Raw genomic sequence first — 23,476 nt, 5'->3', positions numbered from 1 at the left:
AAAGTAGCGAATTAAACCTATTACTAATACAGCAAGTAAAGTGTTAGCTTCTAAAAGCTATGTATTGCAAGGCTAACGAAGATTATAAAAAATATGAGAGCTAATTATTGTGGTATATTTTATTTGCTATTTTTGATGTATTGCTGAAACCATCTAGAGTTATTCAATATTATTTGAATTCCCGGTAATCCACAAGGAAATTGTATGTATTAATTGCATTTGTGTGTGATGACTAGATAACAAATTAGGAATGCGATCGCATCTCATCAAAAAGTTGTCCTATACCATCTCTGCGATTGCCTAATGATAAAATTTCCAGATTTTTTTATTCTTTAGCTGCTAGGAAATTTATTAAGCAAAAAAATGATTTTTGATCAAGCAGAATTTAATTTAAGATGTGAATGGGGGGTACAAGGAGTTGTTCAACTTGCACCCATTAGTGATGTCATTATTATTGTCGATGTTCTCTCGTTCTCGACTGCAACCGAAATTGCTACCAACAATGGTGCAATCATTTATCCATATCAATGGAGAGATGATTCAGCCATTAATTATGCCAAGTCTGTAAAAGCAGAATTATCACAAGGTCGGTTTTCTCAAGCAGGTTATTCACTCTCTCCGGCATCTTTAACTAAAATACCTATGGGGACTAGGTTAGTGATACCTTCTCCCAATGGTTCAACATTGACATTGCTCACTGGTAATACTCCCACAATAGCTGGATGCTTGCGAAATTGTGCAGCAGTAGCAAAATTTGCTCAACAATACGGGTCAAAAATCTCAGTCATTCCCGCAGGCGAAAAATGGCAAGATGGCACAATGCGCCCAGCTTTTGAAGATTTAATTGGCGCAGGGGCAATTCTGAGTTTTTTGCATGGTAGCCTATCCCCGGAAGCAGAAACTGCTGTCACTACATTTGCGGCGTTTCAACATGATTTACTAGGATACTTAAAGAAAAGCAGTTCTGGAAAAGAATTAATTGCCAAAGGTTACGAGTTAGATGTGGAATTAGCAGCAGCTTTGAATGTGAGTGAGTGCGTCCCTTTATTGATTGACAAGGCTTATACCAATTCTTCCAAGTAAAGCCACCGATGGATAATAAGTGGCAGGTTATACCAATTCAAATTATGTTTGCGACAGATAAATTCTTTGTAGGGAACATCGACCATAGGTGTAAACTTAAGGTGAAACCCTTGCCAAAACTCAATTTTGAATTATTTTGCCTAGCATCAAGATCCGCGTTACCCCACCCCAGTTTTGTCTAAAGCCAAAACTTCCCCTCCCCTTGGCAAGGGGAGGGGTTAGGGGAGGGGTAAAAGGCTTGTGGGATAAGCGTTTGAACTTAAGTTGATACCAATGACTGGTGCCCTGCCCCTACCCAGCTATAGTTGATTTTGAATTGTGATTACTATCCAGTTTGTAGCTTAGATAAATTGCGATCGCTAGCTTCCTCATCTCATGGGATTGGGGATTAGAATGTTTACTCAGTACTCTGCACTTGTAAGTCGCCGTCAAGATGAGTAACTTGCCATTTGGTTTGTTCTCCTTCGCGCCAAAAACGTAATGATACTTTCGCATCTCCCACACTCAAATCGATCAATTCTAAATCTGGCAAGCATTCTGGTAAACTTGGCTGTACCTTTAATTTTCGTTGTGGTGCATCGGCTTCGAGTCCTAGGATGCTGCGAATCAGTAAGAAAATTGAACCAGCAGCCCAAGCTTGAGGTATATTTGCATCTGGATAAGGAACTGGAAAGTTATCATCTCGGCGTTCAATTCCCCCAAATAATTCTGGCATTCTTCCAGCTTGGAAATAACTAGCAGCCGCAAAAATTCCTTCGGCGATATGGTTAACTTCTTTGTGGTAGCCGTATCGCTTTAACCCAGCTGCAATAATTGAGTTGTCATGCGGCCAAACACTACCGCGTTGATAACTAATAGGGTTATACCCTTGATTTTGAGATGAAAGAGTCCTGATACCCCAACCACACCACATATCTGCTTGAAAAAGTCGCTCTGCAACCTTCTTGGCTCTTTCTTGGGGTACAATACCAGACCAGAGCAAGTGACCAGGATTAGAGGCGATAGATTTAATTTGTTGCTTGTGGTCATCTAAACCAAGACAGTAAAAGCCTTCATCTTCCATCCAAAAGCGATCGTTAAAGCGTTGGTAGAGTTCTTGTGCTTTTTGACGTAGCTTTTTAGCTTGTTCGTGTTCTCCCCACAGCTCATAAATTAAAGCGGCTTTTAACCAAGCATCATAAACGTAACCTTGCACCTCACACAAAGCAATTGGTGGTTGAGCTAATTGGCCATTAGGGTAAACTATTGAGTCGCCTGAATCTTTCCAACCTTGATTGCGTAATCCGTGGCTAGAACCTGTAATATATTCAACGAACCCATCATCATCAAAATCGCCGTACGTATCAATCCACTTTAATGCTTTTGCTAATGGCGATCGACACTCATCAAGCATACTGAGGTCAGCATTCCAGCTATAAGCCTCAGCTAAGGTAACAATCCACAGAATCGTAGTATCTATCGTTCCATAATAGGGATTGTACGGAAGTTGATTGAGTTTGGTTAATTCGTCACGCCTCAGCTCATGCAGCATCTTGCCAGGTTGAGCATCGTGCCAATCATCTAACTCTGTTGCTTGTAACTGCGCTAACCGAACAAGTGTACCACGGGCAAATTCGTGATAAACTGCCATTGTTTGCAAGCTGGTAATTACAGAGTCACGACCAAAAACAGCCATAAACCAAGGAATCCCAGCCGCAGGCATCCAAAATTGAAGTCCATTATCATCTACCTCAATCCGCAACGCTCCCATATCAACGATCGCCTGCTGATAAAATCCCTTAATATCGGCATTAGAAGATCGCAACTTTGTCGCCTTAGTCAAAAATTCATCGGTGACTTTTCCTGCTGCTGTAGTGTGAGACATCGCACAAGTTTGTTGGGGTTTGAGAACATCTCCATTAGCTAAGGCTGTAAAGTTGATACAACTGTGCCATGTTTTACCAGGAGTAATCACTACATTAAACATCAAACGACCGTTGGCATAATTAGCTTGAGAACTAGAACAGACTGGTTCAGTCACGATGCCACGGATAAAAGAACCGTTACGGTACTTAGTAGTGAGTACACCATCTTGCCATACTGTTTCAGTATTACCCCGCATGATGATGTTCTTGGCTTTGACCTCAAAGATATCTGCAAAATCAGAACGAATCGCCAACATTAGTTGAAATTCAACTGCTTCTGAGTGATAGTTGGTGATGTCGATATCCTCATGCATTCCTCCTACAATGTCGCGTCGAATAGTTAAAAGCAAACTACCAGGGGGTAAGTTGCCTTTAATCGTAGGAATTTGCGGATTGGTAAATTGATAAAGGGCAGTGTGATGATTGAGATTGCTAGAAGCTAGCAGTACCAGTCGGTAGCGATTGAGAGAAATTTCGTAATAAGAAATTAGGCGTGTGTCACGTACAAAAAAACCTTGCGCTTGATTATCGTCGATAGAAGCATCACTAGCAGTTACCAAAAATGAGGAACCATCATTAATCGTAACTACACCAGGGTTGATAGTAACTTGTGTAGGCATAAGTATTGGGCATTGGTAATGGGTAATTGGTAATGGGTAATTGGTAATTGGTAATGGGTAATTGGCATAATCACTACCCCCAGTCCCCAGTCACTTTTTTAACCATTCTCGGTAAAACCTGGATATAAAGTCATACCACCATCTACAAACAGAGTTGTACCGTTAACATAATCAGAATCATCGGAAGCTAACCAAACTGCGGCTTTGGCTATATCGTCTACATCACCAACTCGTTTGGCTGGAATCAGTTGTAATAACTTTGCTTCGGCTTGTGGGGTATCCCAAGCTGATTTGTTAATAGGGGTTTTGATAGCACCAGGCGCAATGCTATTAACACGAATTTTATGAGGTGCTAGTTCTTGGGCAATACTTTGCATCATCATATTAATACCGCCTTTACTAGCAGCATAATTGACGTGTTCCGCCCAAGGAATTACTTGATGCACAGAACTCATGCAGATAATCTTACCTGCGGCAGATGAAATATGCGGTTGCACTCCTCGACGTAAGAATTCCTTGGCTGCTTCCCTAGCGCACAAAAATTGCCCTGTAAGATTCACTCCAATAACTGTATTCCAATGGTCGAGAGTCATATCTACAAAAGGTGAATCTTTTTGCAGACCTGCATTGTTTACTAAGATATGAATAGTTCCAAATTCTTGGATTATCTGCTGAAACATTGCTTTTACTTGGTCTTCTTTGCTGACATCAGCTTGAATAGCAAAAGCTTCACCATTATTAGCTTTAATATCATCAACAAGTTTTTGGGCTTCTTCACCTTCAGAATGGTAGTTAATCGCTACTGCTGCACCGGATAAAGCTAAATAACGAGCTATAGCTTCACCAATGCCAGAACTAGCACCTGTTACAAGTGCTTTTTGACCTTTGAGCAGGTAAGGAGAATAGCTCATAGTGTTTCCTGAAAATATAAAACTTTCTTGTTGCTAATGCTGAAAAATGCGCTCATTATTGGTTTTTTGTTGATAAATATGTATAGGATTCAAGATTTAACAGCTAGGTTTACAATTCAATTTAACTGGTAGATTCCCTCATCAAATGATTGGTAGTAATGTAATAAAAATCACATAAATTTGTAGTAATTTTTTGACTTTTATTGTTAATTCTGGCATCAATTTAGAGGTTTATTGTGGCGATTACCTCCAACTAGTGGCAGAATTAACACTTCTATCCTAAGGTCTATAAAAATTTCATTTAATTTTTATTATTTGATGAAATTGTTAAAAAACAAAGTTAACAGAAGTTGTTTTTTAATAACCAGGAAAAAGTCAAGCAGGAGAGAACAGATTTAATAGTGATATGAGTGCAGCAATCGGGTAATTTAATTTTCGGATATTCTCAATAGGACTTACACAACGCCGATAATGTCATTGCGATCGCAACGTAGACTCCTGAAAGGCGGCTTCCCCTTCGCGTAGCGTCTCCGCAGGAGAAGGGTAGTGTAGGAAAGCAATCCCAGCTTCAGGAGAGATTAGCTATCGCTCGTAATGACGGAGTTCCCTTATTTTTGCGTAAGTCCTGCTCAAGAAAAAATGGAATTTATGAAAATTTAATTTATTAATTTTCATGTTCAAATATGAACTTTTTAAAAACTTTACATCACAAATAGAAACAAATAATTTGTATTGATAATAAATCATCCCGAAGATAGTTTTTTTAAACTATATGTCAGGCAATAGTTACTAAGAATGGTTTTTGTGAGAGCAATTCTTAGATTAAAAAATATCCAGAAAATTTCCGAATCAATCAAGGCTTACGCTTTTGGCACAGTCATCCTCTGGCATAAGAGTCAAGAGTCAAAAATTAGTTTTTTTGGACTCTTGACATTTGACACTGGACAAACCTAAACGAAAAAAATATGACACTTGTGTAAGTCATATCAATTTGAATTTGAGGCAGATGGCAAATTAAGTTATATGACAAAGTCTTAACTAAATAAAATATTATGGGGAGATTTTTAGAATATTTACTAATAGCTGTTTATATTGCAGTGCTGCTCGCAATCAGCCATTGGATTGGGCAGTGGTCATATTCTTGGATGCCTCCTGAAGCTACAGCAGAAGCGCAAAAAGTTGATAGTTTGTTTAGCTTCTTAACCTCAATAGGTGCATTCATTATTTTTGGGCTTGTAAGCATGATGCTGTACTCAGTAATTTTCTTTCGCGCGCCCAAAAATGATTATAGTGAAGGACATCCATCGCGAGGTGACCTCAAACTAGAATTTTTATGGACAGCAGCGCCTACTTTGTTAGTACTGTGGCTGGCTTTTCAAGGTTTCAATATTTATCAGCAATTAGATATTCTCGGTTTGCAGCAAGTCGTACATTTGCATACACCTTTAGATTCAGAACCAGTCTATGCCGCAGCGATCGCAGACAAACCTAAACCAGCATCTGAAACTATTGAGGTTTTTGTCAAGCAGTGGGATTGGACTTTTCGCTATCCCAATAATATTACTAGCAATGAATTGCATCTACCTGTAAATCTTCGGACTCGCTTAAATCTGCACGCTCAGGACGTACTCCACAGTTTTTATGTGCCTGAGTTTCGCTTACAGCAGTATGTTGTCCCTGGTCGTTCCATAGACATTGTAGTTACACCCACACGCATAGGCCAATACAAGCTCAAAGATGCATTATTCAGTGGGACTTACTTTGCTTTGATGGATGCCAATGTTCAAATTGAATCTCTTGAGCAATATAACCAGTGGTTAAGTCACGCCCAACAAGAACCAACAACCAACGAAAATCAGGCTGTTGCTGAGTATACCCAACCGCCAAAAACCTGGTTGAAGAGCAACTGGTACACTGTCGCACCAGCGCCAAGAGCAATTGCAAATGAAAGGAAAGTAATGAATGACACATGATTCTGGTGAAAATATCATCCTGAATAGAGATTCTGAAAACGCTGATAATGAGTCTCTGCATAACTGGCGACGATATTTCAGCTTTAGTACTGACCATAAGGTAATCGGCGTTCAGTACATGGTGACGACGTTCATTTTCTTTCTCATTGGCGGACTGTTGGCGATGCTGATCCGTGCCGAACTGATTACGCCAGCCTCAAATGTGCTTGATCGTCCCTTGTACAACGGCTTGTTTACCTTGCATGGGACAATCATGATTTTTTTATGGATTATCCCATTCAATGCTGGTCTCTCTAACTACCTAGTACCGCTAATGATTGGCGCGCGGGATATGGCGTTTCCGCTACTCAATGCCATATCTTTCTGGATTATTCCCCCCAGTGGGATTTTATTAATATCTAGCTTCTTTTTACCTAATGGTACAGCCCAGTCTGGTTGGTGGTCTTATCCGCCAATTAGTCTGCAAGTGCCTCCCGGTCAGCCGATTAACGGTGAATTTATTTGGATTGTAAGTATTGTCCTGATTGGCATCTCTTCCATTATGGGGGCTGTCAACTTTGTGACTACCATCTTTTGGATGCGGGCACCAGGAATGACATTTTTCCGAATGCCTGTGTTTGTGTGGTCAGTTTTCAGCGCCCAGTTGTTGCAGCTAGTGAATTTGCCTTCTTTAACCGGTGCATTGGTACTACTGTTATTTGACCTCAGCTTTGGGACAAATTTTTTCAAACCCTTAGAAAATGGCGACCCGATCATTTACCAGCATCTCTTCTGGTTCTACTCGCACCCCGCAGTGTATATCATGGCACTACCAGCCTTTGGTATTTTTGCGGAAGTTTTACCAGCCTTTTCCCGTAACCCTTTATTTGGCTATAGGTCATTAGCTGTTGCTTCTTTAGGTATTGCGATCGTCAGCATCTTTGTATGGGTGCATCATATGTTCACCAGTGCTACCCCTGGCTGGATGCGGATGTTATTTATGGTGACATCGATGTTGGTTGCTGTACCTACTGGCGTGAAAGCATTTGGTTGGACTGCCACAATTTGGAAAAGTAAACTGCATCTAGAAACACCCATGCTGTTCGCGATGGGAGGTGCAGCCATGTTTCTCCTTGGTGGTGTCACTGGAGTCATGCTGGCAGCAGTACCATTTGATATTCATGTGCATAATACCTACTTTATAGTGGGTCATTTCCACTACATTGTCTTTAACACCATTACAATGGCAATCTTTGCTGCCATTTATTATTGGTTTCCCAAGATAACTGGACGGATGTATGCCGAAGGCTGGGGAAAGGTGCATTTTTGGTTAACCTTTATCGGTGCTAACCTTACCTTTTTCCCGATGCTCCCACTAGGTTTACAAGGAATGGTACGCCGTATTTCCTCCTACGACCCGCGTTATCAAGGATGGAATGTCGTTGCTAGTCTAGGGGGATTTTTATTAGGAGTGTCGATACTACCTTTTATTGCCAATATGGTGGGTTCCTGTCTCTACGGACAAAGAGCAAGTAACAATCCCTGGCTGGCCACTGGACTAGAATGGACAACCACTTCACCACCACCGCAAAATAACTTTGAAGAAATTCCCGTAGTCAAAAGACCCCCCTACGACTATGGCGATCCCAAATACTCAGTCATCGAACCCCCCGATTATCATCACCAAGAACTTTGAGAACTAGGGATATGAGGCAAGGGGGCAGGGGGCAGGGAGCAGGGGGAGAAATAATTAATGACAAACACCCCATTACCCATTACCAATTAGCAATTAGCAATTACCCAATGACAAATCACAAAAATTATGAACCGTGGCGTAATTCATGTAGATGAAAGTCCTGTCCCTTTGGAACGATGGCGGCGATACCTACCAAATTGGCTCAAGCGTTTTTTGCCAGTTCGGGGTGGACGTGCTGAAGACCATCATGGCAAAGGAATGTTTGGGTTTACCGTGTTCCTGTTGTCAGAAAGTATAGTCTTTTTGAGCTTTATTTTTACCTACGTTGGTCTGCGATTAACACATTCAGGAAATTGGCTACCACCTGGTGTTTCGGGGCCAGAATTGTCTACTTTTGTAATTATTAACACGGTGGTGTTACTTTCCAGCAGCTTTGTGATTCAACCAGCAGAAAATGCTCTCAAACGTGGCAGGTTAGTGAGGTTTCGTTGGCTGTGGTTGATGACAATTTGTATGGGAACCTATTTCTTAATCGCTCAAGGAATTGAGTGGAGCAACCTTAATTTTAGGTTAAGTACAGGTTTAGTTGGTGCGACATTTTATGTATTAACAGGTTTTCACAGTCTACATGTTCTCACTGGTGTCATTCTGCAAATTACTATGCTTGTCCGCTCCTTCATTCGAGGTAACTACGATCAGGGTCATTTTGGTGTGAGTGCTAGTACTTTGTTTTGGCACTTTGTTGATATAATTTGGGTTTTTCTTTTCTCACTTCTCTATCTTTGGCAACCATAAAAACATCGCATTGGAGACTGCTGTGATGCAACAAGACAACGACGACTAAAATCAACATGAATTACATTATGAATTGAATTCATCAACGCATCTCACCCAAACATTGAAAACCTGCTAATTTCGTGAAAATGCGTTGCTAAATGAGCCTAACTTTTAGGTTTTAGTTTTGGCTTTTCTATCACTGCTGCTGGATTTGTTTCTACTGGATCAAGTTTTTTGAGAACAACTTTCGGCTTAATGGTTCCTTTTATCTGTTCGTTAGAAGTTCTTTGGCGCTTAAAAGCTAACTTACTCTTCAGGACTTCAGCCTTATCTTTTTTACCTGCCTTCAAATACTTTGGTGGTTCATCCTGTGGCATACCTAAAAGAGAATCAAACCCGAACATATCTTTACCAGGGATAAACCTGGCTTTGATGCTGACAAACATTGCTTTACCCTGCTGCTCTTTTTCCAACTTTGGGTTAAACCTAAAAGGTTTTACAGGTGCATCTTTCCACATCAAGGGAATATGAGCAGCTTTCATAAAGTTGACCTTACTGCTCAGTTGAGCTTGTTTAATGTACTCTAAGCGTTCATCACTAAAATTCCTCATCACCGTGATGCATGGTGTTTTACAAACTGGGATGAATTGCCATAAACCCGAAAGCTTAAATTCCAGGTCATTTAATTCTTGTGAGATTGAGTTTTCTACATTATCGTTCTCGAATGCAACCAATTGGAATGCTATCTTATGTTGCTGCTCTCTGCTTGGGTAATGTGTAATTTTGGGGTAAACAATCAATTTTTGTTTGCTAATACCTGTAGATTCTATCTGTTTCCGCAGCCCATTAAAAGATGCTAATTTGCTCCATGATGAGCCATGAGGAAATAGGTTGTACTGATACTGTCCTATGGTGATGTTTGCAATATATTTATTTCTCTCCTCATCTTTGATAAAAGTCACATCCCCTGTAATTACGCCAATTGCTTGAAACATACCTGCTGGTGTTTGTTCCTTGGTCTGTGTTGCCTGTTCTGTTTCTGTATGTTCGCTGGTCATTTTGCTAAAATCCTTACTTTTATTATTTAAAAAGCCATACAATCAACAATACCTTCGCCAAAATAAGAGGGTAAAAAAAATTTCGCAAAAATGGCAAAATAACCGATACATAAGCCTTGAGCTTAAAAGCTAGATTATAGGCTAAAACTCTTGATCATACGAAAGCACGCCAAAAAAAGCTTTGCGATAAATCAACAAGGAATTTTTAGGATCTATTGTTTTTGCCCAACCCTAGAGGAAAGGACGTTAATACATGAACTTACCCTCGTAAATTGGCAAAGGTATTGGTCAAATAATACCAATTCTCTCAAATCTGGCAGCAGATAAAGCACTATTTTTGTACTGTTTACTTACTTAATCTCCCGTATTAAAGCAGATTTTGCTGATACACTGTTGTCTGTCAGCCATGCGCTTTCAGTTTGGCGGATATCATGAAAAAGCTAATTCCTCAAGAGATTCGTCATGGAAACTCTTCATTCAGACGCACTAGTATTTTTCGGGGCAACAGGTGACCTAGCATACAAGAAAATCTTTCCCAGTCTCCAGGCAATGGTGAGGCGGGGTAATCTCAATGTGCCGGTGATTGGTGTTGCCGGACGACCTTGGACGACCGATCAACTTAGGGAAAGGGCGCGTGATAGCCTGGAACATTATGGTGGTGTAAATCAAGCAGCGTTTGATCAACTTTCCTCATTGCTGCAGTATGTCTCTGGTGACTACAACAAACCAGAAACTTACGAAAAATTAAGTCAAGCCTTGGGTAATGCCACTCGTCCTCTCTACTATCTGGCAATTCCGCCTAGTCTGTTTGGCCAAGTAGTAGAAGGACTGGGTAAATCAGGTTGTGCTAAAAATGCCCGCGTAGTGATCGAAAAACCCTTTGGCCGGGATTTGCAATCAGCACGTGAGTTAAACCAAATTCTGGCATCGGTGTTTCCCGAAACTTCTATCTATCGCATCGACCATTATCTGGGCAAAGAACCACTGCTAAATTTACTCTATTTTCGGTTTGCTAACTCATTTCTCGAACCAATCTGGAATCGTAACTATGTTGAAAGCATCCAGATTGTCATGGCAGAAAATTTTGGCATTCAAGGACGGGGGCACTTCTATGAGGAGACTGGTGCAATTCGGGATGTGGTGGAAAACCATATGCTGCAAGTATTAGCTTCAGTTTGCATGGATGCACCCGCTAGTAATGCTCCTGATGCCATCCGGGATGAAAAAGAGCGTATTCTCAAAGCTATACCTTCACTGCAAGCTAATGACATTATTCGCGGTCAATTTCGCGGTTACCGCGACGAAGAAGGTGTTTCTCCCCAATCCCAAGTAGAAACTTTTGTGGCAGTGCGGCTATTTATTAATACCTGGCGGTGGTCAGGAGTTCCCATCTACATCCGCGCTGGGAAGAAATTGCCTGTGAAGACAACTGAAGTGATGGTCAAGCTCAAGTGTCCACCTTTAGATGTGTTCAAAGAAGGGGGAAAAGAAAACACTCATTATGTTCGGTTTCTACTAGATCCAGAGGTAATCGTTGGGCTGGGTGCGCGCACTAAAATCCCAGGCGAAGACATGATCGGCTCTGCGGTTGAACTTTTGGCCTTTTACGGAGGCGGGGACGAGATGGAACCCTATGAACGTCTATTAGGCGATGCCATGCGGGGCGATCCCACCTTATTTGTTCGCGAAGATACGGTGGAAGAGGAATGGCGGATTGTCCAGTCAATTCTCGATAGCGTCACACCCGTTTACGAATATGAGCCAAATACATGGGGCCCACCTGAGTCAGATAAACTACTCTTGCCGAGCGATCGCTGGTACAATCCCTTAACCAGGGAGTAGGAGATATTGCTCAGGAATGCCTGCAGCCGCTTGCTGTGCGCTCAAAAATAGAGTCATTCCGTTCTGCAATGAAAACTCCACCCAATATACTCGGTTAAGCGTTTTGAACTCAAAATAGGTTTTGGGGGAAAGGTTAAAGGTTAAGGGTTAAAGGTTTGTTCTTTCCCTTTTTCCTTTTCCCTTTTTCCCCTTAACCAATTAGTATTGCCTTACCCCCTTGTGGGTTGAGTTTTTGGGCATGGGGCATGGCAAGAGTTATATCAATTCTCCAAAATATGGCTACATATAGGCAGCAGAGAATTATCTGTAGCCTAGATTTAGAGAAATAGTATTACACCCATCCGCAATTAAGAAATTGAGACTAGTAACGCTACGCGGAAGTCAAAAGGCATATAAATCCTTTATTAGGGCACGGCATCCACAATTCTTTGGCCTATCGAATATCTTACTGGTGCCGTGCCCCTACCCATCTGTCGCGTTCTTTTTTCAAAATGGTATTAGTTTAAAAATATCAGTGTCTTTGTGGTTTAAAAATATTTGGACACCAAGATTTATTATAAATATCTTCTCATTTAAAAATATTTAACTTCGACTAATTTGAACTATATAGATTATTGCGTAATCAATATTTATTCCAGATTGATAAAATCTTATTTAACATTTTTGTTGTAAAATCTTTATGATAAAAACTATTTATTAATTGAGAAGAGATATATATTTAGCGCGATGAAACAAATTAAAATAACTAATAAGGCTGGTAAAATAACTGCAATTTTATGTTTAATAACAATAATACTAACACCTTTTGTGATAATAAATCCCGGAGAACGGGGTGTATTAATGCAATTTGGGAGAGTGGAAGAAACTGTTCTACAAGAAGGTATACATTTAATTATCCCTATTGTTAATACCGTCAAAAAAATTAACGTCAGAATTCAAAAACAAGAAATATGTGCGGAAGCCTCTTCTAAAGATTTACAAGATATCTTCACTGATGTAGCCTTAAACTGGCACATTATCCCAGAAGAAACCTATATAATTTTTCAAGAGATTGGTGATGAAAAAAATGTAGTTGAAACAATTATTAATCCATCTGTAGAAGAAGTTTTGAAGGCAGTTGTAGCAAAGTATACGGCAGAAGAAATAGTTACTAAAAGGGGAGACGTAAAATCTGGAGTGGATGATGCATTAACTACAAGATTGCATGGCTACCATATTGCAGTTGATGATATTTCGCTTGTTCATGTCAATTTTTCTGATAAATTCAGTGAAGCGGTTGAGGCTAAACAAATTGCAGAACAAGATGCTAAAAGAGCGGAATTTTTAGCACTCAAAGCAGCTAAAGAGGCGGAAGCTAAAGTAAATCTGGCAAAAGGAGAAGCAGAAATTAATAAATTGCTACATGATACTTTAACTCATGAAATATTAGAGAGGCAAGCAATCCAAAAATGGGATGGGCAATTACCTTTAATTATGACTAAAGATACACCCAATTTTTTAAATCCCAGCGAAATTCTCAAATTCAAGTAATCGATAGTTTAGCTATAACCATGAAAAACCCAGTATTATAATCTGGGTTTTTCTGTTAACTACCAGAGAAGAAATTAGGAGTATCGAGAATTTTAAATTGGATTAGTAGCACTATCAAGAATGTATAAGCAGTTGACGAAACTAAACCAGTCAAGAGTTCCTTTTTTAAATTGCGTTCTTGGTTTTGTTTTTGCAACATATCTAATGCACCTGCTTGCATTAGCAGAATACCAATAATATTTGATAGCCAGTAACCAATAATAACTCCTGGCATCATTAATTTAGGGGATAAAAAGCTACAAACATAGCCAAAAACATAAGCAATTGGTAAATTGAATACCAAATCGTTCCACCAACATAATGGTGATAATAAATATCCAATTACTAATAAAAATCCACCTCTAACCTTTTGCAAGAGTGTTTTAGGTACATTTTCTAGATTCTGTGATGACAACTCTTGCTCACTATTTTGGATTTCAGTCATTGTTGTACAGTAATTCCATCAACTAACCGTACTTTAGAAGAAAAAATCCAAAAAGTCCAGAGCCGAATGGTAGAGTTATGAACTTCTGTCAGCTATTGAGTCTAGCTTGAAAGTGCTGAGGACTGAGTCAAAATCCCCGCCTCGACTTTCTGTTTGACGGTGAAATGGTTCATTGGGGCTGCTTCCTCTGCTCGCTAAGAAATATTCTTGCTTTGTCTGACTAAGTCCTGTATTCTGCTAGGATTAATGTAGTATTATGAAATACTGCTATTGTTGAGAATACTGCGTTGTAAACATTTATTTAAATTAGCTTGTCTGAAAAACTAGCTTTAAATACTTATCTGAAATAATACAAAGTTTTGGTATTACTTCACAAAAATATAGACTTCTACTATATTTTGGCTTTAAAATACGGTAAACACGTCGGCAATTAGCTATTTGTGATTATGTACCAGGAGTTGCTTAAAATCTACATTTGCCCGAAAAGCTCTGCACAAGAGCGTTACAACCAATCTTTTAGTTTCAGTTAAAGAAAACCGGATTGACGAAACCCCACTCAAGGACAGGAATATGGATTTTTTCTTATTGCCTTTATTCAGCTTTCTAGTTGGTATTGTTGTAGGACTAACAGGAATTGGCGGTGCTTCTCTCATCACGCCGATGTTGATTTTTGTTTTTCAAGTCCCACCTGCTGTAGCAGTCAGTTCTGATGTTGTAGCGGCGACGTTAATGAAAGTCGTAGGCGGAATCAAACACTGGCAGCAACAAACCCTAGATGCTGAAGTGGTAAAATGGCTGGCTTTGGGGAGTGTTCCTGGTTCTTTGTTTGGGGTGGGGATATTACACCTGATTAAAATGCGGGCAGAGAATAACCTGAATGAATTCATGCTGCACTTGCTGGGTGCCACTATTTTGTTAGTCACATTTTTGGCGTTGGTGCAAATGCTATTGTTGACTTTCTTTCCACTCTTAAAATTACCCGAACTGCCAAAATTTGACTTGAACACTCAATTAGGACGTTTGCAGACTGTCAGCATAGGAGCATTTTTAGGCTGTATTGTCAGTCTCACAAGTGTCGCTTCTGGTTCGATGTTTGCTCTAGTGCTAATTGCATTTTTCCGTTTAGATGCTAGGAAGTTAGTTGGTACAGATATTTCCCAAGCAGCGATTCTCTTGCTATTTACTGCACTTGGGCATCTCACTTTGGGAACTGTTGATTGGAATTTAGTATTACCTATATGGTTTGGTTCTGTACCAGGAGTATTAATTGGGGCTAAAGTTTGTCAAATTGCGCCGCAAAAACCATTGCGATTTATTATTTACTCTTTATTAATGATGGTGAGCTTAAAGTTAGTCTATTAAAGAGGCTAAACATTAAAGCGATCGCAGCTAAAAAATATATGAAAGTACAATAGCAACATCAGAGATAAAAATATCGACCATTTATTGAAATAATCAACAATCAACTTAGGATGCAATACTACTGGGTTAAGGGTTTTGAACTCAAAATAGCTTTTGGGAAAAAGGTTAAAGGTTAAGGGTGAAAGGTTGTTTCTTTCCCTTTTCCCGTAGGATGGCTAGACACAGTAAATACTTCTGCAAAAAATGGCGTTGCTTAATTATGGGATGATTTCGCCCAATTTAGAACAATACAGTTCAGATAAGATCATTAGTGATTGATTTGTCAGTTGTGGAAACTTGTTGGAAGTACCATTACCAACATTTACCCCAGGAAGATCATTAGTGATTGATTTGTCAGTTGTGGAAACAGCTAACTCAATTGGGGGATTCTCCCCCAAACCCCCGATTGGGGGACGGTTGCGTCCCCCAAACCCCCTCCAAAAATTATTGTTTTGTTGTCAATTTATTTTTTTAGCTGAACTGTATTGCAATTTAGAACGAATATTCAATGGTTTAAACCGCAAATTCACACCGTATTTCTGCGCCTCACTGCAACTTTGTCTAAGCAATTCCGCAATTTTTCTGCAACTACTTGTACATGAGGTTCATGCATTACAGAAGTGTGAACACCAGGAACGTAATGAATTTCTACTCCACCAGCAACCAGCTTACCCCAGCCCCATTCGGGGTCATTGTCTGACTCTAAACTTTGCTCAGTAGTTCGCAAAAGAGTCAATTTGTCAGGATAGATTGATGGTACATAATTCTTACGAGCTTGATCGTTAGCTAAAGCTACATCTAAAAGTCGCAGTTCTGCTAGTGAGCGTTTAATATAACGCAGGTAAAATCTATTTAACCCGCTGGCTTTTCCTAGCTCTAAATGCCAAGCTACCCTTGCCCACACATAATTTATTTGTTCTTGAATATTCATACTCAACAAATTACGTGCATGGTGCAATAGAGAGTTACCTGATTTGGCAGTTGGTCTAGCATAACCTGGCGCTGACATATCAAATATAGCCAGTAAAGCAATTTTTTCGCCCTGTGCTTGCAGTTGTTGGGCAATTTCAAAAGTTATGATTCCACCTAAAGAAAAGCCACCGAGATAATAAGGGCCTTGTGGTTGAATCTGACGAATTTCTCTAATGTAGTTAGCAGCCATTTCCTGTAGGGAAGTTACCGGGGTTTGTTGGGGATTAATTCCCTGTGCTTGTAAACCATAAACTGGTTGTTCTGCATCTAAATAAATGGCTAAATCTCGATAGAAGAGCACATTACCCCAAATTGCATGAGTTAAGAATAGAGGTGGTTTAGAACCACTGGGTTTAATTGCTATGAGGGATGAGTAATTATCCGATGTTTCCTGTTTCTGATTTTCTTCTGGGCTAATTATTTGAGCTAACCCTTCAATGGTTGCTGATTGGAAAAGACTCGCCAAAGGTAAATGTTTACCTAATGTCTGCTCAATGTACCAAAACAGTTTGACTGCTAGTAGTGAGTGTCCTCCTAGCTCAAAAAAATTATCTCTAACTCCAATAGACTCGACACCTAAAACTTGTTGCCAAATCTGCACAAGCTGACGTTCTAGTTGGTTGCGAGGCGCAACAAAGGTGGCTTCTGGTTCCTGTCTAGATAATTCTGGTGCTTTGAGGGCACGGCGATCTACTTTACCGTTCGGGGTCAATGGTAAGGTATCCAGTAAGACAAAAGCTGAAGGAATCATGTACTGTGGCAGCTTGGTAGAGATAAAGCGCCGCACATCGCTAATGCTGGGTGCTGTATCCCTGGCAGTAATATAAGCTACTAAGCGTTTGTCACCGGGAATATCTTCACGGGCAATGACTACAGCTTGGAACACATCTGGATATTGAGTTAATACGCTTTCAATTTCCCCAGGTTCAATGCGTATCCCTCGGAGCTTGATTTGATGATCTTGACGACCGAGAATTTCTAGTAAGCCATCTGGACGATAGCGGCCGCGATCGCCTGTATAGTAAAGCCAGTCTTGTTCGTCATTATTCAAGGGATTCTGAACAAATCGAGCTTGGTTTTCTGCTGTGGCGTTGATGTAGCCTTTACTGCGGAATGGCGTTCTAATGACAATTTCGCCCAATTCCCCAATACCGCAAAGTTGATTATGGGGTGTAAAAACTAGTGCTTGGGTTTGGGGTAGTGGTAAGCCGATGGGTTGTACTCCTGATGTTGGTTCCTCAGGGACGGGATAATAACACTTAGCCAAAGTTGTTTCTGTCGGCCCATAAAGATTGACAATTTCACCGGAATTTGGGAAAGCTTTGCGCCATTGCTGTATAAGTGTTTGCTTCAGGGGTTCTCCCGCAAAGAACAACCAGCGTAAGTTTTGCAAGGATATATCTGCTGGGACATTCACTAACCAAGATTGCGCTAAGGAAGGAACTGTGTGCATTACAGAAATTTGTTCTTGTTCCAAGTAACGCAGAATTCTGGTTGGGTCTAGGTTATCCCCTGGTTCTGGCAAACATAAAGTAGCACCACTAGTTAAAGGCAAGAAGATATCTCTGAGGACAACATCAAAGGAAAGTGCAGTTAATTGGGCAACTCGGTCTTGCGGCCCGATGTTAAAGGTCTGCCGTTGCCAAGCGAGAAAATGTGCTAATCCTTTATGACAGCCCAACACACCCTTAGGTATGCCTGTCGTCCCGGATGTAAAGAAGATATAAGCAGCATCATCTCCTTTGATATGTGGTAGTTCTACAACTTGACTTCCATCTAGAGAAAGATTTATTACTTCTCCACTCTGGGAATCTACGCAAATAAGAACGAGAGATTGCCAGAGCTCGCTAACTTCTGAATACTCACCATCAATATAGATTAGATATTTTGCCTTCGCCGCTTGTAGCATCAGTTCTTGGCGATAGCGGGGCAGTTGTGGATCGATAGTTAAAAGCACGCCGCTACTTAAGAGGATACCGATAGTACTGGCAATTAGCCCAAAGGATTTGGTGCCGAAGACAGCAACAACATCCCCTGACTTTACGCCATTTGATACTAGTGTCTTAGCTAAAGTAGTAGCGCGATCGCCTAATTCTTGATAACTCCAATTGCGATTGCCTTGACGTAGTGCTGTCTGGTCTGGATTTCTATCTACCCAAGCAGTAAATACTCTGGTAACTAATTCGTAATCTGGCTGTGGCAAAATGGCGCTGGGTTTTGGCAGCAGAGATTGCGATGCTGGTGTCATCAAAGAATAAAAACTGATTGACTGCTGGGGAACTGCAACTATCTGACTCAGTAAATGCTGGAATTGCTGTAACATTTCCTGCATCCGTTCGGCGTTAAACAGGTCAGCATTGTAAACTAAATGCAATTGAATTCCCTGTTGTTGTTCGCGAACATACAGAGTTAAGTCAAACTTGGAAGGAGCTTCCACTAAGGAAACTGGTTCAATATTCAGTTCCGGAATTTCCACTTGCATATCCCCCAAGTTGAGCATATTAAACCAAACTTGGAATATCGGATGGCGGCTGGTATCTCGTTCTCCATGAAGTTCTTCCACTAGTTTTTCAAAGGGCAGATCTTGATGGGCATAAGCTGCTAATGCTACTTCCCGGACTTGCGCTAGTAGGTTAACAAAACTAGGGTCTTCAGCAAATTGAGTCCGTAAGACAACTGTATTGATAAAAAATCCAATGAGTTCCTCAATCTCTGCACGGTTGCGACCAGCAATTGGCGAACCGATGAGAATGTCTTCTTGCCCAGTATAGCGGTGCAGTAGAGTGCCAAAAGCTGCCAAGAGAGTCATGAACAAAGTTACACCTTGTTGACGTGACAGCATGGTGAGTGATGCACTCAATGTTGAGGATAAATTCAACGATTCACTGGCTCCCCGATAAGTTTGCATTGGGGAGCGCGGTCGGTCTGCAGGTAATTCTAAGACAGTTGGCGCACCTGCTAGTTGATTTTTCCAGTAGTCGAGCTCTGTTTGCAGCAGCTTACCAGATAAATATTGACGTTGCCAAACTGCAAAATCTGCATATTGGATCGGTAAAGGTGTCAGAGGCGAAGGTAACCCTTCCAATAATGCTTTGTATACTGCTGCTAACTGCTGCCAGAAAATGCCTGTAGACCAGCCATCAGAGGCGATATGATGCATGGCTAGCATCAATATCTGCTCTTGGGTATCAATTTGCACTAAGGTAGCGCGCACCATTAAGTCTGATGCCAAGTTGAAGGGTCGTTGTGCCTCTTGATTGAGGATTTGTGCTATTGACTGGAGATGCGATCGCAAATCAACTATCTTCAGTTCAACTGGCTTTGGTGGGTTAATTATTTGGATGGGACTTCCATCATCCCCAGGAATAAAAGTAGTTCTAAGAGCTTCGTGCTGGGCAACAATTGTATCTAAAGACTGTTGCAAAAAATCAATATTCAGTTTCCCTTGCAAGCGCTGGGCATCGGTAATGATATACGCCGAACTATTTGGTTCTAGTTGCTCTAAAAACCAGACTCGCTGTTGGGCAAAAGATAAGGAGATTGACTCGCGGCTAGCTTGAGGTATTGGCTGTAACTGCTGTGTGTTTTGTGCTTGCTGTTGAATGAGCTGTGTTAACTGAGCGATGGTTGGTTGGGCGAAAAGTAATTGTAGGGCGATATCTACTTTGAAAGCTTGGCGGATGCGGGAAATAACTTGCGTTGCTAGTAAAGAGTGTCCTCCCAACTCAAAGAAGTTGTCATTGATGCCGATTTTTTCTACACCCAAAACTTGCGCCCAGATTGCGGCTATGGCTTTTTGTGTAGGGGTGCTTGGTGCTACATAGTTTGTGGCTAGATTAATGCTCTCTGTCTCTGGTGCTGGTAAGGCGCGGCGGTCTACTTTGCCATTTGGTGTTAACGGCAGCGTTTCTAAGACTACAAACGCATTCGGTATCATGTAGTCTGGTAAGCTTTGCTTGAGAAAACTCCGCCATTCGCTTGTGGTTGGTGCAGGCTGGGACTGAGTAACGATATATGCGACAAGGCGCTTGTCACCAGGAATATCTTCGCGCACAGTGACTACTGCTTGTTGAACAAGGGAATGTTGAGCGATCGCAGCTTCTATTTCTCCCAATTCAATGCGGAAACCACGAATTTTTACTTGGTCGTCAATTCTTCCTAAAAATTCTATGTTTCCATCTGGTAAGTATCGTGCTAAATCTCCAGTTTTATACAGACGACTGACCGTTTCCGTACTAAATGGATTAGGTATAAATTTCTCTAGAGTTAGTTCTGGACGGTTGAGATAACCTCGCGCTAAACCAATACCACCAATATGTACTTCCCCTGCTATCCCAATCGGTACAGGTTGCAAATAAGCATCGAGAATATAAACAAAGCTATTGGCAATGGGGCGGCCAAGAGTCAGCTTTTGGCTAGCATCAGTATATTCGGCCATTGTGGCGCAGACAGTGGATTCTGTTGGGCCGTAAGCATTGAAAAAGCGTACTTTCCTAGACCATTGGGCTGCTAATTCTGTTGCACAGGCTTCTCCGGCTACAATTATGACTTGCAAGCTCTTAGGCGACTGATTTGGCATGGCAGCTAATGCCGAAGGAGGTAGAGCTACGTGAGTAATTTGATACTCATTGATGGTTTGCATCAAATCACTACCTGGGAGTAATGCCTCTTTTTTGGTCAGACATAGCCTTGCACCAGAACACAATGCCATCAAAACATCTGCAATCGAAGCATCAAAGCTAAAGGAAGCAAATTGCAGAATTCTGCTGGTTGGCTGAACATCAAATTTTTTAATTTGTGCCAAAGCTAAGTTACATAGTCCCTTATGGGTCACTAGTACACCTTTGGGTTTACCTGTGGAACCAGAGGTATAAATAATATAAGCTAAGTTACTTACCTGCACGTTACTGACAGGCTCAGATTGTGGATATTGAGATATTTCTCCCCAGTCTGTATCTAAACATACAGTTGCTTGATGCTCAGGCAAACGAGTCAATAGCTGTTTTTGAGTCAGCACAATCTGCAATTGAGCATCAGACATCATGAATGCCAACCGTTCTTGAGGGTAAGCAGGATCTAATGGCACATAAGCACCACCAGCCTTAAGAACAGCCAACATTCCCACAATCATTTCTATAGAACGCTCAATACAGATCCCTACAAGGACTTCGGGGGCTACACCCAAGCTTTGTAAATGCTGTGCAAGTTGATTTGCCCGTTGATTCAATTCCCGATAGGTCAATTGTTGATGATGGAATACTATTGCTACTGCATCGGGCGTGCGTTCTACCTGTTGCTCAAAGAGTAGATGAATACATTGTTGGGGATAGTCAACTTGAGTATCGTTCCATTGCTGCAAAAGTTGATGCTGTTCCCTAGGTGTCAGTAGTGGTAATGTAGCGATATTTTGCTCTGGGTGAGTCACAATCCCCGCCAGCAAGGTTTGTAAATGCTCAATCATCCGCGCGATGGTGGCACCGTCAAACAAGTCAGTATTGTACTGTACCTTCCCCTTGATACCTGTGGGTGTATCTAACATCTCCAAGGTGAGATCAAATGCTGTCTTACCAGTGTGAATTTCTTGGTGTACCACACTTAATCCTGGTAACTGCAAATCTTGGTCAGGAGTATTTTGCAGGATAAACATCACCTGGAATAAGGGGTGATAGCTTAACGAACGCTCTATTTGCAGTTGTTCAACCAGTTTCTCAAAGGGTAAATCTTTGTGTGCATCAGCACTAGATACTACCTGCCGCACTCTCTGGAGCAATTCCCGAAAACTAGGATTACCAGACATATTGGTACGCATGACTAGGATATTGGCAAAAAAGCCAATTAATCCCTCAATTTCTTGATGGTTGCGTTCTGCGATCGCAGAACCAACTAAAATATCTTCTTGTCGGCTGTAGCGATACAAAAGAGTCTGGAATGCAGCTAACAAGGTGATGAATAATGTCACACCTTCTTGCTGTGACAGTGTTTGCAATGCTTGGCTTAAATCCCCAGAGAGGGTAAAAGCTTGCTCTGCACCTCTGTATGTTTGAACTGGTGGACGAGGACGGTCTGTCGGTAATTCCAGCACTGGCGGCGCAAGAGCAAGCTGCTGTTGCCAATAGTTGAGTTGCTCTTGCCCAATAGTACGATCATCATCTTGAATAGAAAATGGGTGAGGTTTGCCTTCTAGCAAAGCTTGATACATCCGTACTAACTCTTGCCCAAGAATATCCATTAGCCAAGAGTGCTGGGAATGGGTAACTAACAATAAGATTTGCTCTTGTGGCGCTAGCTGCAATAAACAAGCTCGCAAAATCAAGCCTGATGCTAAATTGAAGGAACGTTGGCTTTCTTGTTGTAGCAGCCGTTGTACTTCTAGCTCAGATTCAGTTGTTAACACTATCAGTTCTACTAACTGTGCATCCCCAGAACTAAAATGCGATCGCACTTTTTGATGATGGGATGCGATCGCATTTAAAGCCTGTTGCAGAATTTCTATTTTGAGGTTACCGCTTAATCGGACTGCCCAATTAATGTTATCGAAAGCATTACTTGGCTCTAGTATTATATTAGTATTGATTAAAGAATTTAATATCATCATATTAATTTACTATTATCAATTATTGTTTCTATTTATATATAGAGTTTCCTGGTCTGCTGCAGTACATATTGATCTACGTCCATCCTCTTCTATGAGCGGTTAATTCTTTTTGGCTGCACCTCACCACTGTGGGAATTGCTATACTTTTATTTGACCAGAGCAAACTAATAAGTCTGGATGGTTACAAACTTTTACTTTGAAATATTTGACCTTTTAGTTGTTAAAATTAGCAGTTATCTTGAGTCCGTAGCAGACAGAAAATTATATTATGATATCCCTAGATTTTATGATTCTAACTAAAGGAATATTCTTTTTGGCGTAAGGGACTGTCAGAAAATAAATTATCCCATTTTCATCAATACCTTGGCCAAAATAACAGGGTGAAGAGAGAGAGCTGATGTAGTAGAGTTATTGTCTTCCCAAACGAGAACTCAAAAGCCACAATCAACCCATGCCCGACATTTTATCACTACTACAATGCTTGCTACCGCAGATAAACGTTACGAGAATGCGGCAATTGAACCAGATAATCATGGCGATGTTAGCTTCGGGGCGGACAAGATGCCATTGGTGTCAACTTAAGCTAAAAGCTATATAGGGCGGGCGTTGTACAAATACCTCGCGCCCTCATCCCCTATCCCCTTCTCCCTG

13 protein-coding genes are annotated in these 23,476 nt (G+C 41.0%); 8 read left to right on the top strand and 5 right to left on the bottom strand.

The features are described from left to right. The first annotated feature begins 363 nt into the window (after positions 1 to 363). Entirely contained in the window at positions 364 to 1,083 is a 720-nt protein-coding gene (locus tag AACU25_RS17935; protein ID WP_096577864.1) for a 2-phosphosulfolactate phosphatase, read from the top strand. Between the two features lie 397 nt (positions 1,084 to 1,480). Here AACU25_RS17935 and AACU25_RS17930 read toward each other — a convergent pair whose 3' ends face one another. Continuing rightward, complete coding sequence (locus tag AACU25_RS17930) at positions 1,481 to 3,607, bottom strand: amylo-alpha-1,6-glucosidase (protein ID WP_096577862.1); 2,127 nt, start codon at positions 3,605 to 3,607, stop codon at positions 1,481 to 1,483. A 98-nt stretch (positions 3,608 to 3,705) separates the two neighbouring features. Beyond that, the gene (locus AACU25_RS17925; protein ID WP_096577860.1) at positions 3,706 to 4,518 is read right to left on the bottom strand and encodes an SDR family oxidoreductase; all 813 of its coding nucleotides are present in this window, start codon (positions 4,516 to 4,518) and stop codon (positions 3,706 to 3,708) included. 1,052 nt (positions 4,519 to 5,570) lie between these two features. On the opposite strand from AACU25_RS17925, the gene AACU25_RS17920 reads away from it, so the two are divergent. The 3 genes from AACU25_RS17920 to AACU25_RS17910 all read left to right on the top strand — a co-directional run bounded on the left by AACU25_RS17920 (position 5,571) and on the right by AACU25_RS17910 (position 8,961). Continuing rightward, positions 5,571 to 6,491: a cytochrome c oxidase subunit II gene (locus AACU25_RS17920; protein ID WP_096577858.1), complete on the top strand. Its 921-nt coding sequence runs from the start codon at positions 5,571 to 5,573 to the stop codon at positions 6,489 to 6,491. Then, a complete protein-coding gene (gene ctaD / locus AACU25_RS17915; RefSeq protein WP_096577856.1) occupies positions 6,481 to 8,166 on the top strand; it encodes a cytochrome c oxidase subunit I in 1,686 nt (561 codons plus the stop codon). Before AACU25_RS17920 ends, ctaD begins: the two co-directional genes overlap by 11 nt. Before the next feature lie 126 nt (positions 8,167 to 8,292). Continuing rightward, on the top strand, positions 8,293 to 8,961 hold the full coding sequence (locus AACU25_RS17910) for a cytochrome c oxidase subunit 3 (protein ID WP_096577854.1): 669 nt from the start codon (positions 8,293 to 8,295) through the stop codon (positions 8,959 to 8,961). A 146-nt stretch (positions 8,962 to 9,107) separates the two neighbouring features. Here AACU25_RS17910 and AACU25_RS17905 read toward each other — a convergent pair whose 3' ends face one another. Next, positions 9,108 to 10,001 carry a hypothetical protein gene (locus tag AACU25_RS17905; protein WP_096577852.1) on the bottom strand — a complete coding sequence of 298 codons (894 nt, stop codon included), beginning with the start codon at positions 9,999 to 10,001 and terminating at the stop codon, positions 9,108 to 9,110. A 462-nt stretch (positions 10,002 to 10,463) separates the two neighbouring features. On the opposite strand from AACU25_RS17905, the gene zwf reads away from it, so the two are divergent. Further along, on the top strand, positions 10,464 to 11,843 hold the full coding sequence (zwf, locus tag AACU25_RS17900) for a glucose-6-phosphate dehydrogenase (protein ID WP_096577850.1): 1,380 nt from the start codon (positions 10,464 to 10,466) through the stop codon (positions 11,841 to 11,843). Positions 11,844 to 12,569: 726 nt separating this feature from the next. Beyond that, complete coding sequence (locus AACU25_RS17895; RefSeq protein ID WP_096577849.1) at positions 12,570 to 13,373, top strand: prohibitin family protein; 804 nt, start codon at positions 12,570 to 12,572, stop codon at positions 13,371 to 13,373. A gap of 55 nt (positions 13,374 to 13,428) precedes the next feature. Here the strand turns inward: AACU25_RS17895 and AACU25_RS17890 are convergent, their stop codons facing one another. Then, positions 13,429 to 13,857 carry a DUF7980 family protein gene (locus AACU25_RS17890; RefSeq protein WP_096577847.1) on the bottom strand — a complete coding sequence of 143 codons (429 nt, stop codon included), beginning with the start codon at positions 13,855 to 13,857 and terminating at the stop codon, positions 13,429 to 13,431. A 570-nt stretch (positions 13,858 to 14,427) separates the two neighbouring features. Between AACU25_RS17890 and AACU25_RS17885 the strand changes: the two genes are divergently transcribed. Continuing rightward, positions 14,428 to 15,219, top strand: coding sequence for a sulfite exporter TauE/SafE family protein (locus AACU25_RS17885; protein WP_096577845.1), 792 nt, complete (start codon positions 14,428 to 14,430; stop codon positions 15,217 to 15,219). 565 nt (positions 15,220 to 15,784) lie between these two features. Here the strand turns inward: AACU25_RS17885 and AACU25_RS17880 are convergent. Further along, positions 15,785 to 22,825, bottom strand: a complete 7,041-nt coding sequence (locus AACU25_RS17880; RefSeq protein ID WP_096577841.1) for an amino acid adenylation domain-containing protein — start codon at positions 22,823 to 22,825, stop codon at positions 15,785 to 15,787. Between the two features lie 411 nt (positions 22,826 to 23,236). On the opposite strand from AACU25_RS17880, the gene AACU25_RS17875 reads away from it, so the two are divergent. Then, the gene (locus tag AACU25_RS17875; RefSeq protein ID WP_422641125.1) at positions 23,237 to 23,407 is read left to right on the top strand and encodes a hypothetical protein; all 171 of its coding nucleotides are present in this window, start codon (positions 23,237 to 23,239) and stop codon (positions 23,405 to 23,407) included. Positions 23,408 to 23,476 lie beyond the last annotated feature (69 nt).

The organism is Tolypothrix tenuis PCC 7101 (assembly GCF_963874875.1).
Classification (GTDB): Bacteria; Cyanobacteriota; Cyanobacteriia; order Cyanobacteriales; family Nostocaceae; genus Aulosira; species Aulosira tenue.
The sequence above is the reverse complement of the archived record's forward strand: the minus strand, read 5'-3'. Positions and strand labels throughout refer to the sequence as shown.

Coding starts and splice junctions, on each gene's coding strand:
- AACU25_RS17925 (WP_096577860.1), bottom strand. CDS start 4,518: ATGAGCTATTCTCCTTACCTGCTCAAAGGTCAAAAAGCACTTGTAACA.
- AACU25_RS17935 (WP_096577864.1), top strand. CDS start 364: ATGATTTTTGATCAAGCAGAATTTAATTTAAGATGTGAATGGGGGGTA.
- AACU25_RS17880 (WP_096577841.1), bottom strand. CDS start 22,825: ATGATGATATTAAATTCTTTAATCAATACTAATATAATACTAGAGCCA.
- AACU25_RS17910 (WP_096577854.1), top strand. CDS start 8,293: ATGAACCGTGGCGTAATTCATGTAGATGAAAGTCCTGTCCCTTTGGAA.
- AACU25_RS17905 (WP_096577852.1), bottom strand. CDS start 10,001: ATGACCAGCGAACATACAGAAACAGAACAGGCAACACAGACCAAGGAA.
- AACU25_RS17895 (WP_096577849.1), top strand. CDS start 12,570: ATGAAACAAATTAAAATAACTAATAAGGCTGGTAAAATAACTGCAATT.
- zwf (WP_096577850.1), top strand. CDS start 10,464: ATGGAAACTCTTCATTCAGACGCACTAGTATTTTTCGGGGCAACAGGT.
- AACU25_RS17930 (WP_096577862.1), bottom strand. CDS start 3,607: ATGCCTACACAAGTTACTATCAACCCTGGTGTAGTTACGATTAATGAT.
- AACU25_RS17890 (WP_096577847.1), bottom strand. CDS start 13,857: ATGACTGAAATCCAAAATAGTGAGCAAGAGTTGTCATCACAGAATCTA.
- AACU25_RS17885 (WP_096577845.1), top strand. CDS start 14,428: ATGGATTTTTTCTTATTGCCTTTATTCAGCTTTCTAGTTGGTATTGTT.
- AACU25_RS17920 (WP_096577858.1), top strand. CDS start 5,571: ATGGGGAGATTTTTAGAATATTTACTAATAGCTGTTTATATTGCAGTG.
- ctaD (WP_096577856.1), top strand. CDS start 6,481: ATGACACATGATTCTGGTGAAAATATCATCCTGAATAGAGATTCTGAA.